Source organism: Pseudomonas sp. 14P_5.3_Bac1, from assembly GCF_025466135.1.
In the GTDB taxonomy this organism is placed as follows: domain Bacteria; phylum Pseudomonadota; class Gammaproteobacteria; order Pseudomonadales; family Pseudomonadaceae; genus Aquipseudomonas.
Genome location: NZ_JANLOF010000057.1, coordinates 30,200 through 44,857, shown reverse-complemented (window position 1 = coordinate 44,857; position 14,658 = coordinate 30,200). Strand labels below are relative to the sequence as shown.

Here is a 14,658-nt window from a genome sequence, read left to right as displayed (position 1 = left end):
CTTGCCAGCTCCCACTTTTTTTGTGCGCTGCCTAGAACGTCTGGCCGAGGTTCAGGTACACCGCCTGCTGATCGTCATCATTGAACCCATAGCTGAAATTCAGCGGCCCCAGCGGCGTATCAAACCCCAGGAAAACACTCGCAGCGTTGATGTAACCGCTGTCGAATTGATTGTCGTTGTTCCACGCCCGGCCGCGTTCCACCGAGGCCCCCAGGTACAGCGGGAAGTCCAGCGGCAGGTACGAGCGCGGCGTCAGGCGGCGGTAGTACACCGCGCGCATCAGGGCGATGTTCTGCCCCGAGATTGCATCTTCGCGAAAGCCCGACAATTGCCGCGCACCGCCCAGCAGGAAGCTGGATACCACCACGTCGGATTTATCCAGCGTGCGCCCGTAACGACCGCCCAGTATGAGCGTGTCCGGGCCGCGGCTCATGGCCTTGTCCAGTTTGAACTCCCACTGACGATAGCGCTGGTCCGAGCCTAACCCTGGCTCGAATTCGCGGAACGCCAGGCCGATGTCTTCGCCGGTGTGCGGGAAGTACACGTTATCGAGCGAGTCGAACGAGTACTTCAGTTCATAGAAGCCCTCGCTGAAGCTCACGCTCGGCAGGTCGCGGTCGCCGATGCGCACGTCCGCCTTGCCCCAGGCTTCGCCGACGCCGAAGCGGATCTCGCCGCTGTTGCCGATCTGGCGGCCGACGTTCAAGCCAAAGCCATAACGCTCCAGGCGGTATTCGGAGATGGGGTCGTTGTCCAGAATCAGTTCAACGTTCTGCGCCTGGGCACTGATATAGGGCGCGACGAAGTAGCGTGAGCCGACATCCAGTGGCTGGTAGAACTCGCTGTACAGCTCTTGGCGATCACCGATCTGCACCCGCGTCAGCCATTCGGCGCCGAGGCGGTTGATGCCATTCATGCGGTAGCTGGCGCCGAGGTTGAAGGCGCTGTCGCCGCGCATGTCATCCGACAGGTTCAGGCCCAGGCGCAAGTAGTCGGTGCCGCTGCGTTTGCCGCGTGCACTGATCACCAGGGTGTTGTCCTGGCCCTTTTTCACTACGCGGTATTGCACCTGCTCGAAGTAGTCCAGGCCGTACAAGGTGCCCATGTCGGTTTGCAGACGGCCCAGGTTCAGCGGCTCGCCCAGGTTTTGGCGGATGTAGTAGCGGATCACGTCATCGCTGACCTTCGAGTCGTTTTCCACCTTGATGGCGGTGATCACGGGGGTGCGCTCGCCGGGTGTGCGGGCGGCGATCAGTTGCGGGTCGACAGGCTCAGCAGGGCGCAGGTGCGCCAGGCGTACATCAAGCGCGCGGGTGGCGCGGTAGCCGGCGTCGATCATGTCCTTGGCGCGGCCGAAGTCCGTCACGCCGTAGGCCGCCAGCGGCGGTTGGATCAGCACATCCTTGGGATGCAGCGCCTTGAGTTGCTCTTCGGAGTTGCGCCGGGTCATCAGGGTGATCGACTGGTTGAGCACATCGACCACAGTGGCAAGTTGCTTGCGCGAACGCAGCGGGGTGCCGATGTCGACCACGATGGCGATGTCGACGCCCATCTCGCGTGCCACGTCCAGCGGGATGTTGTCGGTCATGCCGCCGTCCACCAGCAGGCGGCCGTCGATTTCCACCGGGGCGAACACCGCCGGGATCGACATGCTCGCGCGGATTACCTGGGGCAGGTGGCCTTTGTTGAACACGACTTTTTCGCCGGTGGTGATGTCGGTGGCCACTGCGCGGAACGGGATCGGCAGCTTGTCGAAGTTACGCGTGTTGCTGCTGTGGGCGAACATGCTTTCCAGCAGCAGTGCCAGGTTCTGACCCTGAATCACGCCGAGTGGCAGGCCGAGGCTGCCGTCGTCGCGGAAACTGAGCTTCTGCTTGACCAAAAAGTCGCGGTCATCCTGTTTGCGTCGAAACGGCACGTCTTCGCGTGGCGGTGCGTCGGACAGCGCTTGTTGCCAGTCGATATTCAGCGCGAGCTTTTCCAGCTCATCAATCTTGTAGCCCGAGGCGTACAGCCCGCCAATCACCGCGCCCATGCTGGTGCCGGCAATCGCATCGATCTGGATCCCTTGCTCCTCCAGAGCCTTGAGCACACCAATATGCGCCAGGCCGCGCGCGGCGCCGCCGGACAGCACGAGGCCGATTTTGGGGCGGGGTGTTTCAACGGCGTCGGCGAGCAGTGGAAGCAAACACAGAAACAGGCAAGACAACAGGCGGCGCATCATGAATCTCGAGGCTGGGCGAAAGGCCGGTATTATAGCCACCCGATTCACCCAGCCCGTTATGCCAGGAACCTCTCAAATTATGTCGCTGAGCAAGCCCGAGATCGTCATCACCTATTGCACCCAGTGCCAGTGGCTGTTGCGCGCCGCGTGGCTGGCCCAGGAATTGTTGAGTACGTTTGCCGATGACCTGGGTCGTGTGGCCCTGGAACCGGCCACCGGCGGCGCGTTTCGCATCACCTGTGATGGCGCGCAGATCTGGGAGCGCAAGGCCGACGGTGGCTTCCCCGAAGCCAAGGTGCTCAAGCAGCGCGTGCGTGACCAGATCGACCCGCAGCGGGATCTGGGCCACAACGACCGCAAAGCCTGAACATCAGGCCGTCGCCGCAGGCGCTTTGGCCTGGCTGGTGCTGCCCATCAGCCCGGAAAGCACGATGGCGACGATGATCAGCGCGCCGCCCAGCAGCATGCGCAAGGTCGGGGTTTCGGCAAACAGCACCCAGGCCGCTGTGATGCCGTAGACCGGCTCCATGGCAAACACCACGGAGGCGGTGCGCGCCTTGATCACCGCCAGGCTGGCGACAAACAGGCTGTGGGCCAGGCCGGTACAGAACACCCCGAGCAGTCCGATCCACAACCAGTCAATTGCCCGCACATCCGCCAGCCCGGGTGCCGCCACCGGCAGCAGGCATGCCGCGACTACCAGGTTCTGACACAGCGCCGCCTGCACCGCGGGGATGCGCCCGGAGCTGGCGCGGTTGTTCAGCGACAGCAACGAGAACAGCAAACCCGAGGCAATGCCCCAGAGCAGGCCGCCGGTGGCTGCGCTGGCGAGGTTGAAGTCTGGCGTCACCAGGATCAGGCCGACACTGACCAGTACCACCAGCAGCACTTCATTGGCACGAATGCGCTCGCGGAAGATCAGCCCTTCGAGAATCACGGTAAACGCCGGGAACGCGGTAAACCCAAGCGTGGCGACGGCCACGCCGGCGACTTTGACCGCGATGAAGAAGGTCACCCAATGCGCCGCGAGCAGCACGCCGCTGATCAGCAGGCGGCGCCAGTCGCGCATCTGGAGTGTTTTCCAGGTGGTGTTGCTGGCGAATCGCGCAAACACGGCGAGCGCCACCACGGCGAAGGCCGCCCGGCCGAAGACGATGATGGCGGGCGAGGCCGCCGCCAGCTTGCCGAATACGCCGGTGAGGCCAAACATCAGTGCGCCGATATGCAGGGCGCCGAGGGCTGAGCGGGGAGTCATTGCGATCCTTGAACCAACGGGGTGACAGAATCGCAGTCTAGAGGTTGGAGGTGTGGGCGTCTGTCGTCCGGCTCGCGTTTTTTGTCGCAAGACTATGATGAGCGCCGCAATGCGCCCGGTGATGCGCCAAATTCACGCAACATCGCGGCGGCAAACGCACTTTGCGAGCTGTAGCCGACGCGCTCGGCAATGTCGCCGATGGGCAGCGGCGTGTTGCGCAACAGGTTCAAGGCCATCTGCAGGCGGCGCCCGCGAATGTAGTCCATCGGCGTCTGCCCGCACTCGGCAATAAAGCGCGCGTGCAGGCGCGCGACCGACAGGCCGGCAATGCGCGCAAGGTCCGCGACCTGCAACGGATGCGCAACGTGTCGCTCGATATGCGCATCAAACGCCGCATACGGCAGGCGCCGCCCCGGTACCGGTTGGGCCAGCGGGTGATTGAGGCTGGCCAATAACAGCACCGCGCCTTGCTGCACGATCAACGGGTCATCCACCGGGCTGTGCGCCAGCCATTGCACCAGCTGGCTTTGCCGCGAATCCAGCGTCAGGCGCGCCGGTTGATCGAGCAGGCGGCGGCTGGCGTCGGCATGCTCGCCCAAGGAGTGCAGCACCCAGTGTTCGGTGGGCACATCCAGCACCAGGCACCGGCTGCCATCGCGGCTGCCGCAGGCGTGGTGAGCGGAAAAGGGCAGCACCATCACGCTGCTTTCGCGCACCTGGCTGCCCCGGCCATCGACTTCCAGATCCAGGTGCCCGGACAGGCCGAACACCAACTGCGCATGGTCATGGCTGTGGGCAAGAGGCTCTTCGAGGTAGTGGCGCAGCGTGAGCGTCGGTCTCATCGCGGTCTCCTGAGGGTGCAGGGCGCCAGTCTACAACGCTTCACGGGCGCCAGGCGCTGTCATCAGACTGACGCACCGCTGTCATGGGCTGTTAACCACCAGGGCGCAAGCTCGCTAAAACAGCGTCGAGGGATGCCCATGACCCGTGCCGAATTCGCCAAACCCGGTCCTAAGCAACGGGTTCGTACCTTGTGGATTTCCGACGTGCACCTGGGCACGCGGGACTGCCAGGCCGAACACTTGTCGCGGTTTCTCAAGGGCTACCACGCCGACAAGGTGTACCTGGTGGGCGACATCATTGACGGCTGGAAAATGCGCGGCGGCATGTATTGGCCCCAGGCCCATACCAACGTGATCCGCCGCTTGCTGACCATGGCCAAGCGCGGCACCGAGGTGATCTATGTCACCGGCAACCATGACGAGTTCCTGCGGCGCTATTCCAAGCTGATCCTGGGCAATATCCAACTGGTGGACGAAGCGGTGCACGTCACCGCCGATGGCCGGCACTTGCTGGTGATTCACGGCGACCAGTTTGATGTGATCACCCATTACCACCGCTGGCTGGCGTTTCTCGGCGACTCGGCCTACGAGTTCACGCTCACGCTGAACCGCTGGCTCAATCACTGGCGGGCGCGGTATGGCTACGGCTACTGGTCGCTGTCGGCGTACCTCAAGCACAAGGTTAAGACGGCAGTGAGCTTTATCAGCGACTTTGAGGAGGCGATCGCTCACGAAGTCACCAGGCGCGAACTGCATGGCGTGGTCTGCGGGCATATTCACCACGCGGAAATTCGCAAGGTGGGCGAGGTGGATTACCTCAACTGCGGGGACTGGGTGGAGTCGTGCACGGCGTTGATCGAGCACTGGGACGGGCAGATCGAGTTGTATCGGTTGGCGGATGCGCAGGCGAAAGAGGCGCAGCTGAAAGCCGAGATGGTTGCGGGCTAAAGGCCTCACTCCGTTCAAATGTGGAAGCTGGCTTGCCTGCGATAGCGGTCGTTCAGTCAGCCTGTTCAGTGACTGATACACCGCCATCGCAGGCAAGCCAGCTCCCACAGTTTGATTCGGTTTTTTCAGTTGGAAACGTCGGCGATGGCCTCGGCCAGCAGGGTCAGGCGCGTCGCATCAATCCCGGCCACGTTAGCCCGCCCCGAACTGACCATATACACGCTGTGCTTCTCGCGCAGTTGCTTGACTTGTTCAGCACTCAAGCCGGTGTAGGAAAACATCCCGCGCTGCGCACCGATATGCGCAAAGCGTTCGGCCAGCCCGTGGGGCGCCAGCGCTTCTACCAAGCCGGAACGCAGCTGCGCGATCCGTGAACGCATGGCTTCGACTTCGTCGCTCCAGCGCTTTTTCAGCTCGGCATCCCCAAGGATGGTCGCGACCACGGCGGCGCCATGATCCGGCGGCGTCGACCACAGATTACGCGCGGTGTTTGCCAGCTGGCTGCGCACATCCGTGAGCTTTTCAGCATCCGCCGCGCACACGATCAACGCGCCGACACGGTCGCGGTACAGGCCAAAGTTTTTCGAGCAGGAGCTGGTGATCAGCACTTCCGGCAGCTCGGCGGCAAACAATCGCACGGCCCAGGCGTCTTGCTCCAGACCGTCGCCGAAGCCTTGATAGGCGAAGTCGATCAGCGGCAGCAATTGGCGCTCGCGCACGATCTGCAGCACCTGGCGCCAGTCGTCCTGGGACAGGTCAAAACCAGTCGGGTTGTGGCAGCACGCATGAAGCAACACCACGTCGCCCTCGGGCACCGTGGCAAGTGTTGCCAACATCGCGGCCACATCCAGGCGGTTGTCGGCGCCCACATAGGGGTAGTGACTGACCTTGAGCCCGGCCTTGGCGAAGATGGTTTCGTGGATCGGCCAGGTCGGGTTGCTCAGCCACACGCCACACCCCGGCAGGTTATGGGCGATAAAGTCCGCGCTCAGGCGCAGGGCGCCGGTGCCGCCTGGGGTTTGCGTTGCGCCGGCACGGCGGTCGCGGATCAGGGCCGAGTCGGCGCCGAGCACCAGTTCGCTGATCAGCGCACCAAATGCCGCATCGCCGTGGCCGCCGATGTAGGTCTTGGTGGTCTGGGTGTCTACCAGCCGCTGTTCGGCGAGTTTTACCGAGTGCGGAATCGGCGTGAGGCCCTGGTCGTCTTTATAGACGCCGACACCCAGGTCGAACTTGTTCGGGTTGCTGTCCTGGGCATACAGGTCCATCAGCCCGAGGATCGGGTCGCCAGGCACGCGGCCAATCGCATCGAAATGCATTACTTGCGGCCCTCGGCGTCCTTGGCCACTTCGTCCGTGCGCGCGGCCATGATGAAGTCGTTGCGGTGCAAGCCTTTGATCGAGTGGCTCCACCAGGTCACGGTGACTTTGCCCCACTCGGTGAGCAGGCCTGGGTGGTGGCCTTCGGCTTCAGAGATTTCACCCACGGCGTTGGTAAAGGCCAGGGCAAATTTGAAGTTCTTGAACAGAAAAACCTTTTCCAGCTGCATCACGCCGTCGCGGACTTCGATGTTCCAGTCGGGAATCTGCTTGATCAGTACCGGCAACTCTTCATCGCTGACTTGCGGGGCGTCGGCACGGCAGGCTTCGCAGTGGGCTTGGTTCAAGGTGGTCATGGGAAGTGTCCTGAATTCGAGTGTTTGAAAAACGGTCGTCAGTGGCGTCACCCTAAAGCAACGCGCGGCCAGGGAACAGACTCACCTGGCCTGAAAACATAAGGTTCAAGCCGCTTTGGGTTTGGGCGGAAATTTCGGCGCGTGCAGACCCAGCTGCATACCGCGCTCGACCATGCCCATGATGTCTTCCTGCGCCACGTCGAACAGGCGCTTGAGCTCAGGCAGGACGAAATACAGCGGTTGCAGGATGTCGATCCGATACGGCGTGCGCATCGCTTCGAGCGGATCGAAGGCTTGGTGCTCGGGCTCATCCGACAGGCAGTACACGCTCTCCTTGGGCGACGACAGAATGCCGCCACCGTAGATGCGCCGGCCTTGCGGGGTGTCCACCAGGCCGAACTCGATGGTCATCCAGTACAGGCGCGCCAGGTACACGCGCTGTTCCTTGGTCGCGGCCAGGCCGAGCTTGCCGTAGGTGTGGGTGAATTCGGCGAACCAGGGGTTGGTCAGCAGCGGGCAGTGGCCGAAGATCTCGTGGAAAATATCCGGCTCTTGCAGGTAGTCCAGTTCTTCGCGGGTCCGAATAAAGGTCGCCACCGGAAACTGTTTGCTGGCGAGTAATTCGAAGAAGGTCTGGAAGGGGATCAGTGCCGGCACGCGGGCGACTTGCCAGCCGGTGGTCTCGGCCAGCACCTGGTTGATTTCACCCAGTTGCGGAATACGGTCCAGCGGCAGGCCGAGCTTGTCGATGCCGTCCAGGTATTCCTGGCAGGCGCGGCCCTCGATCACTTTCAACTGGCGCGTGATCAGGGTGTTCCACACCGCGTGTTCTTCCGGCGGGTAGTGGATAAAACCTTGCGCATCGGGCTCGCGGGCCACGTAGTGCGTTTGCTTCATACGGCTCTCCTGCTAGGCATTCGTTCTTGTTATGTCCTGCGATGAGCCTATTGATAACCCTTGAGGCGCCGGATTCCATCGGGCTGCGGCTTAATGCTGTAGGAAATTTTACCGTTTTTTGTAAAGTATTCGTTACGATAGTCCGTCTCATCCTTGTCTTGGGCTGTGAAATGCTCACGGGCTGTCACATAATCTTGACGACTATCTGCGCCCAGCGGCAAAAAGACGCGGCGCCTTCCCACCTTTCGGGCTTTTTCATGCGTATTAAAGTGCACTGCCAGAACCGCATCGGCATCCTGCGGGACATCCTCAACCTGTTGGTGGAGTACGGCGTCAACGTCGCCAAGGGCGAGGTCGGCGGCGAACATGGCAATGCGATTTACCTGTTTTGCCCCAACCTGGTGAACATGCAATTCCAGGCGCTGCGCCCGCAATTTGAAGCCATTGCCGGGGTGTTTGGCGTCAAGCGGGTAGGGCTGATGCCCAGCGAGCGTCGGCATATGGAGCTCAATGCGCTGCTTGGCGCCCTGGAATTTCCGGTGCTGTCGATCGACATGGGCGGCTCCATCGTTGCCGCCAACCGCGCGGCGGCGCAGTTGCTCGGGGTGCGCGTGGACGAGGTGCCGGGCATTCCACTGTCGCGCTACGCCGAAGACTTCGATCTGCCGGAACTGGTGCGGGCGAGCAAGTCGCGGATCAATGGCTTGCGGGTCAAGGTCAAGGGCGACGTATTCCTGGCGGACATCGCGCCGCTGCAATCCTCCGAACACGATGACAGCGAAGCCATGGCGGGTGCCGTGCTGACCCTGCACCGCGCCGACCGCGTCGGGGAGCGCATCTACAACGTGCGCAAGCAGGAACTGCGTGGTTTCGACAGCATCTTCCAGAGCTCCAGGGTCATGGCGGCCGTGGTGCGTGAGGCGCGGCGCATGGCGCCTTTGGATGCGCCTCTATTAATAGAAGGCGAAACCGGCACCGGCAAAGAGCTGTTGGCCCGCGCTTGTCACCTGGCCAGCCCGCGTGGGCAGTCGCCATTGATGGCGCTCAATTGCGCAGGCTTGCCGGAGTCAATGGCCGAGACCGAGCTGTTTGGCTACGGGCCCGGTGCGTTTGAAGGCGCGCGGGCCGAAGGCAAGTTGGGTCTGCTGGAGCTGACGGCAGGCGGTACGTTGTTTCTCGATGGCGTCGGCGAAATGAGCGCGCGTCTTCAGGTGAAATTGCTGCGTTTTCTGCAGGACGGATGCTTTCGCCGGGTGGGCAGTGATGAAGAGGTCTACCTGGATGTACGGGTGATCTGTGCGACGCAGGTGGACTTGTCTGAGCTTTGCGCCCGCGGCGAATTCCGCCAGGACCTTTATCACCGCCTCAATGTGCTGTCGCTGCATATCCCGCCGCTGCGCGAATGCCTGGATGGGTTGGCGCCGTTGGTTGAGCATTTCCTCGATCAAGCCAGCCGGCAGATCGGCTGCCCGCTGCCCAAGCTGGCACCGGCTGCGATGGATCGGCTCAGCCACTATCACTGGCCGGGCAATGTGCGCCAGCTGGAAAACGTGCTGTTTCAGGCGGTGTCGTTGTGCGAGGGCGGGACGGTCAAGGCTGAGCATATTCGCTTGCCGGATTACGGCGTGCGTCAGCCGCTTGGCGATTTCTCCCTGGAGGGCGGGTTGGAGCAGATCGTCGGCCGGTTCGAGAAGGCGGTGCTGGAAGCCTTATATGCCGAGCATTCCAGCAGCCGGCAACTGGGCAAACGCTTGGGCGTGTCGCACACCACCATCGCCAATAAGCTGCGCGATTACGAAATCCTTAAGGCCGACAAGTGAACGCATCCCCTGTGGGAGCTGGCAAGCCAGCTCCCACATTTGTTATTTGTCATCTTCAAGACCTGTGCTTGCCGCAGGCGGCAGTAGTCCGCCGTTTTTTCGACTCTCGTCCAGCCTCATAATCTCCATGCCTCCCCGCAAACCCCCGTCCCGCCTGGACTTTTCCTCGTTTTTAAAAGTTGGTTCGCAAATTGCTTAAGCCTCATCAGTACAGCGGTGGGCGGCAAGCGTCCGTCAGAAAGAGGATAGAGCGTGGACAAGTACCTTTATGTGGCAATGACCGGCGCCAGCCAGAATGCACTGGCGCAGAAGGCCCATGCCAACAATCTGGCGAACATCTCCACCAACGGTTTTCAGCGTGACCTGGAGCAGGCGCGTTCGATGCCGGTGTTTGGTGACAGCTTTCCGGCGCGCGCGTTTGCCATGACCGAGCGTCCGGGCACCGACTTCTCCCCGGGCGCCATGATCGAAACCGGTCGTGACCTCGACGTAGCGGTCAGCGGCGACGGTTGGATGGCTGTGCAAACCCCCGATGGCGGTGAAGCCTACGTGCGCAGCGCCAGTATGAATGTGGATGCGCTGGGCGTGCTGCGGGCCGGCAACGGTATGCCGATCATGGGCAACGGTGGCCCGATTGCGGTGCCGCCGCAGCAGAAAATCGAAGTGGGGGCCGACGGCACCATCAGCATCCGCGCCATGGGCGAAGGCCCGCGGGTCATGGCTGAAGTGGACCGCATCAAGCTGGTCCAGCCGGACCTCAAGAACATGACCAAGGGCCTGGACGGCACCATCCACACCAAGGATGGCCAGCCGGCCCAGGCGAACGCCAACGTCACGCTGACGTCGGGCTTCCTGCAGGCAAGCAACGTCAACGCCGTTGAAGAAATGACCGCGGTGCTGTCGCTTTCCAAGCAGTTCGAGCTGCACATCAAGATGATGAACAGCGCCAAGGAAGACGACCAGGCCATGACCCGCGTTCTGGCGATGAGCTGATTGGCGCGTTACTGATCGACTACTAATTTTGCAGCGCAGCGCCAACAAACAGGCGCACGAAGGAGAACAGCATGCTTCCGGCTCTATGGGTTGCCAAAACCGGTTTGTCCGCCCAGGACACCAACCTGACCACCATTTCCAACAACCTGGCGAACGTGTCGACCACGGGCTTTAAACGTGACCGCGCCGAGTTCCAGGATTTGCTTTATCAGATCAAGAAGCAGCCGGGCGCCCAATCGACCCAGGACAGCGAATTGCCGTCGGGCCTGCAACTGGGTACCGGTGTGCAGATCGTTGGCACGCAGAAGAACTTCAGCGCCGGTAACCTGCAGCAAACCGGTCAGCCATTGGACATGGCCATCAACGGGCGCGGCTTCTTCCAGATCCTGCAACCCGATGGCACCACGTCCTACACCCGTGACGGCACGTTCCACCTCGACTCCAATGGCCAGATCGTCACGGCCAACGGTTTCGCCCTGGAGCCGGCTGTTGTGGTTCCAGCGGATGCCAAGACCTTCACCGTCGGCAACGACGGCACTGTGTCGATCACCGTGGCCGGCAACCCGGCGTCGCAAGTGATCGGCAACCTGCAAACCGCCGACTTCATCAACCCGGCCGGCCTGCAAGCGATGGGTAACAACCTGTTCCTGGAAACCGCCTCCAGCGGCGCGCCGCAAATCGGCACCCCTGGCCTGAACGGTTTTGGCACCACGCTGCAAAGCACCCTGGAAACTTCCAACGTCAGCACGGTTGAGGAGATGGTCAACATGATCACCACTCAGCGCGCCTATGAGATGAACTCCAAGGTGATTTCCACCGCCGACCAGATGCTTTCGTTCGTAACGCAGAATCTGTAATCAAGTCTATGGGGCGCCATCGACGGCGCCTGCAACACCGTGAGGTAAGGGTCATGAATCGCTATGTTTCTGTTCTGGCATTGAGTGGGATCGCCGTGCTCGCGGGCTGTGTCGCCCCGACGCCAAAACCCAATGACCCGTACTACGCGCCGGTATTGCCGCGCACGCCGTTGCCGGCGGCGGCCAACAATGGCTCGATCTACCAGGCCGGTTTCGAACAGAACCTGTACAGCGACCGCAAGGCGTTCCGCGTGGGTGACATCATCACCATCACCCTGAACGAGAAAACCCAGGCCAGCAAAAACGCCAACTCGCAGATCGGCAAGACCAGCAAGACCAGCATTGGTCTGACGTCGCTGTTCGGTGGCGTGCCTAACACCAACAACCCGCTGGGCAGCGGTGACCTGAGCCTGGACGCCGGCTACAGCGGCGACCGCGCCACCAACGGCAAAAGTGCGGCGGGGCAGGGCAACAGCCTGACCGGTTCGATCACCGTGACCGTCGCCGATGTACTGCCCAACGGCATCATCGCCGTACGCGGTGAAAAGTGGATGACCCTCAACACCGGCGACGAACTGGTGCGCATTGCGGGCATGGTCCGCGCCGATGATATTTCTACCGACAACACCGTGCCGTCGACGCGGATTGCCGATGCACGCATTACCTACTCGGGTACGGGTTCGTTTGCTGATGCGAGTCAGCCGGGCTGGTTCGACCGTTTCTTCCTTAGCCCGCTGTTCCCTTTCTAGGTGGCCACTTTGAAACTCAAACAGCTGATGGCTGCCGCGTTGTTGCTGGCCTTGAGCACAGGGGCCTTTGCTGAGCGGTTGAAAGACATCGCCAGTATTTCCGGCGTGCGCTCCAACCAACTGATCGGCTACGGCCTGGTGGTGGGGCTTAACGGCACGGGTGACCAGACCACTCAGACGCCGTTCACCCTGCAGACCTTCAACAACATGCTCTCGCAGTTCGGCATCAAGGTGCCGGCGGGCTCGGGCAACGTGCAGCTGAAAAACGTTGCGGCCGTGTCCATCAGTGCCGACTTGCCGGCGTTCGCCAAGCCGGGTCAGGTGGTGGACATCACCGTCTCGTCCATCGGTAACTCCAAAAGCCTGCGCGGCGGCACGTTGCTGATGACGCCGCTCAAGGGTATCGACGGCAACGTCTACGCCATCGCCCAGGGCAACCTGGTGGTCGGTGGTTTTGACGCCGAGGGCCGTGACGGTTCGAAGATCACCGTTAACGTGCCATCTGCCGGGCGTATCCCGGGCGGCGCCATGGTGGAACGCACCGTGCCGAGCGGCTTCAACCAAGGCAACAGCCTGACCTTGAACCTCAACCGTTCGGACTTCACCACCGCCAAGCGCGTGGTCGACAAGATCAACGACATGCTCGGCCCTGGCGTCGCTCAGGCCATTGACGGCGGCTCGATCCGCGTCACCGCGCCACTGGACCCAAGCCAGCGCGTCGATTACCTGTCGATCCTGGAAAACCTTGAGGTCGATCCAGGCCAGGCGGTGGCCAAGGTCATCATCAATTCGCGTACCGGCACGATCGTGATCGGTCAGAACGTCAAGGTATCGCCGGCGGCCGTGACCCACGGCAGCCTGACCGTGACCATCACCGAAGACCCGATCGTCAGTCAGCCTGGGCCCTTGTCCAATGGCCAGACGGCGGTGGTGCCGCGTTCGCGGGTGAATGCTCAGCAAGAAGCCAAGCCGATGTTCAAGTTCGGCCCCGGCACCACGCTGGACGAGATTGTCCGCGCGGTGAACCAGGTGGGCGCAGCCCCAGGCGACTTGATGGCGATCCTCGAAGCGCTGAAACAGGCCGGCGCCTTGCAAGCCGACCTGATAGTGATCTGAGCCATGGTCATGGATATGCGCCAGAGCGGGATCAGCAGCACGGCAGATTCGGGGTCTTACTCCGACCTGAACCGGCTTAACCAGCTCAAGGTCGGCGCCGACAAGAACAGCGAAGGCAACATGCGCAAAGTCGCGCAGGAGTTCGAGTCGCTGTTTCTCAGCGAGATGCTCAAGTCCATGCGCTCGGCCACGGAAGCGCTGGGCAAGGACAACCCGCTGAATACGCCGGCGGCCAAGCAATACCAGGAAATGTACGACCAGCAGTTGGCGGTTTCGATGTCCCGCGAAGGCGGTGGTATTGGCCTGGCCGACGTGCTGATGCGCCAGATGCAGAAGAACAAGCCGGTGGACGCCCAGGCGGCCACGTTGCAGGGCCCGGAGGCGGCGCAGGCGCCGGCGAAGAAGGTCGATGTGCCGACTGAAATCGCCGCAGGCACCCAGGCCGCAGGGCCGTTGGGCCGCTCCAACGGTCAGCGTCCGCTGTGGGCTTATCGCGTGGCCGTGCCTGAAGGCGCGAGTACGCACGCCAACGACATGGAGCTGATGAACCAGCGCCGTATCGCCTTGCCGAGCAAGCTGACTGACCGTCTGTTGGCCGGTATCGTGCCGAACGCGCCGGTCGCCATCGATGCCAAGAGCGCGCCGCTGCGTAACAGCGCCGCCGCCGACAACGTGGTCAACAGCAGCGCGCGCAGCATTGCCGTACCGAGCGGGCGCATGCAGGTGTATGGCCGCGCCATCGCCCAGCCACCGCTGGCGCCGGCGAAGAAAGCCTTCAGCTCGCAGGATGAATTTGTCGCCACCATGCTGCCGATGGCCAAGGCGGCCGCCGCGCGCATCGGTGTCGATCCCAAGTACCTGGTGGCCCAGGCCGCGCTGGAAACCGGTTGGGGCAAATCGGTGATGCGCGCCGAGGACGGCAGCAGCAGTCACAACCTGTTCGGCATCAAGGCCGGGCAGAGTTGGCAGGGCGGCCAGGCGCGTGCAATTACCAGCGAGTTTCGTGATGGGTCGATGGTCAAGGAAACGGCGCAATTCCGTTCCTACAACTCCTATCAGGACAGCTTCCACGATCTGGTCACATTGCTGCAAAGCAATGATCGCTATAAAGAAGTTGTGAAATCAGCCGACAACCCGGAACAGTTTGTGCGCGAGTTGCAAAAAGCCGGATATGCAACCGACCCGGACTACGCCAGCAAGATTTCGCAGATCGCCAAAACGATGAACAGTTACCAGGATTACGCTGCCGCGGGCGCCTCCACTCATTTATAAGGTCTGAATC

Annotated in this window: 14 protein-coding genes; 8 read left to right on the top strand and 6 right to left on the bottom strand. The window is 62.0% G+C overall.

Annotated features, from left to right (window positions below; all coding sequences use genetic code 11):
- Positions 1 to 31: 31 nt before the first annotated feature.
- On the bottom strand, positions 32 to 2,221 hold the full coding sequence (locus tag NTD89_RS14085) for a patatin-like phospholipase family protein (protein WP_262208284.1): 2,190 nt from the start codon (positions 2,219 to 2,221) through the stop codon (positions 32 to 34).
- A gap of 82 nt (positions 2,222 to 2,303) precedes the next feature.
- On the opposite strand from NTD89_RS14085, the gene NTD89_RS14080 reads away from it, so the two are divergent.
- Positions 2,304 to 2,591 carry a SelT/SelW/SelH family protein gene (locus tag NTD89_RS14080; RefSeq protein ID WP_262208283.1) on the top strand — a complete coding sequence of 96 codons (288 nt, stop codon included), beginning with the start codon at positions 2,304 to 2,306 and terminating at the stop codon, positions 2,589 to 2,591.
- A 3-nt stretch (positions 2,592 to 2,594) separates the two neighbouring features.
- Here the strand turns inward: NTD89_RS14080 and NTD89_RS14075 are convergent, their stop codons facing one another.
- Entirely contained in the window at positions 2,595 to 3,479 is an 885-nt protein-coding gene (locus NTD89_RS14075) for a DMT family transporter (protein ID WP_145158915.1), read from the bottom strand.
- Positions 3,480 to 3,571: 92 nt separating this feature from the next.
- Positions 3,572 to 4,321: a helix-turn-helix transcriptional regulator gene (locus tag NTD89_RS14070; RefSeq protein ID WP_242195648.1), complete on the bottom strand. Its 750-nt coding sequence runs from the start codon at positions 4,319 to 4,321 to the stop codon at positions 3,572 to 3,574.
- Between the two features lie 138 nt (positions 4,322 to 4,459).
- On the opposite strand from NTD89_RS14070, the gene NTD89_RS14065 reads away from it, so the two are divergent.
- Positions 4,460 to 5,269, top strand: coding sequence for a UDP-2,3-diacylglucosamine diphosphatase (locus NTD89_RS14065; RefSeq protein WP_262208280.1), 810 nt, complete (start codon positions 4,460 to 4,462; stop codon positions 5,267 to 5,269).
- A 125-nt stretch (positions 5,270 to 5,394) separates the two neighbouring features.
- On the opposite strand, the gene NTD89_RS14060 is transcribed toward NTD89_RS14065, so the two are convergent.
- The 3 genes from NTD89_RS14060 to phhA form a co-directional block, all read right to left on the bottom strand.
- Positions 5,395 to 6,588, bottom strand: coding sequence for an amino acid aminotransferase (locus tag NTD89_RS14060; protein WP_262208279.1), 1,194 nt, complete (start codon positions 6,586 to 6,588; stop codon positions 5,395 to 5,397).
- The gene (locus NTD89_RS14055; protein ID WP_106576439.1) at positions 6,588 to 6,944 is read right to left on the bottom strand and encodes a 4a-hydroxytetrahydrobiopterin dehydratase; all 357 of its coding nucleotides are present in this window, start codon (positions 6,942 to 6,944) and stop codon (positions 6,588 to 6,590) included. Before NTD89_RS14055 ends, NTD89_RS14060 begins: the two co-directional genes overlap by 1 nt.
- Positions 6,945 to 7,049: 105 nt before the next feature.
- On the bottom strand, positions 7,050 to 7,841 hold the full coding sequence (phhA, locus tag NTD89_RS14050) for a phenylalanine 4-monooxygenase (RefSeq protein ID WP_145158906.1): 792 nt from the start codon (positions 7,839 to 7,841) through the stop codon (positions 7,050 to 7,052).
- Positions 7,842 to 8,098: 257 nt separating this feature from the next.
- Here phhA and NTD89_RS14045 point away from each other — a divergent pair, with 257 nt between their 5' ends.
- The 6 genes from NTD89_RS14045 to flgJ all read left to right on the top strand — a co-directional run bounded on the left by NTD89_RS14045 (position 8,099) and on the right by flgJ (position 14,648).
- Entirely contained in the window at positions 8,099 to 9,661 is a 1,563-nt protein-coding gene (locus NTD89_RS14045; protein WP_106576441.1) for a sigma-54-dependent transcriptional regulator, read from the top strand.
- A 252-nt stretch (positions 9,662 to 9,913) separates the two neighbouring features.
- The gene (locus tag NTD89_RS14040; protein ID WP_145158904.1) at positions 9,914 to 10,654 is read left to right on the top strand and encodes a flagellar basal body rod protein FlgF; all 741 of its coding nucleotides are present in this window, start codon (positions 9,914 to 9,916) and stop codon (positions 10,652 to 10,654) included.
- Between the two features lie 71 nt (positions 10,655 to 10,725).
- A complete protein-coding gene (gene flgG, locus NTD89_RS14035) occupies positions 10,726 to 11,511 on the top strand; it encodes a flagellar basal-body rod protein FlgG (RefSeq protein WP_005790105.1) in 786 nt (261 codons plus the stop codon).
- A gap of 53 nt (positions 11,512 to 11,564) precedes the next feature.
- Positions 11,565 to 12,260, top strand: a complete 696-nt coding sequence (flgH, locus tag NTD89_RS14030) for a flagellar basal body L-ring protein FlgH (protein ID WP_003214607.1) — start codon at positions 11,565 to 11,567, stop codon at positions 12,258 to 12,260.
- A gap of 27 nt (positions 12,261 to 12,287) precedes the next feature.
- Entirely contained in the window at positions 12,288 to 13,376 is a 1,089-nt protein-coding gene (locus tag NTD89_RS14025) for a flagellar basal body P-ring protein FlgI (protein ID WP_145159575.1), read from the top strand.
- 3 nt (positions 13,377 to 13,379) lie between these two features.
- Positions 13,380 to 14,648: a flagellar assembly peptidoglycan hydrolase FlgJ gene (flgJ, locus tag NTD89_RS14020; RefSeq protein WP_242195639.1), complete on the top strand. Its 1,269-nt coding sequence runs from the start codon at positions 13,380 to 13,382 to the stop codon at positions 14,646 to 14,648.
- The last annotated feature ends 10 nt before the right edge of the window (positions 14,649 to 14,658 follow it).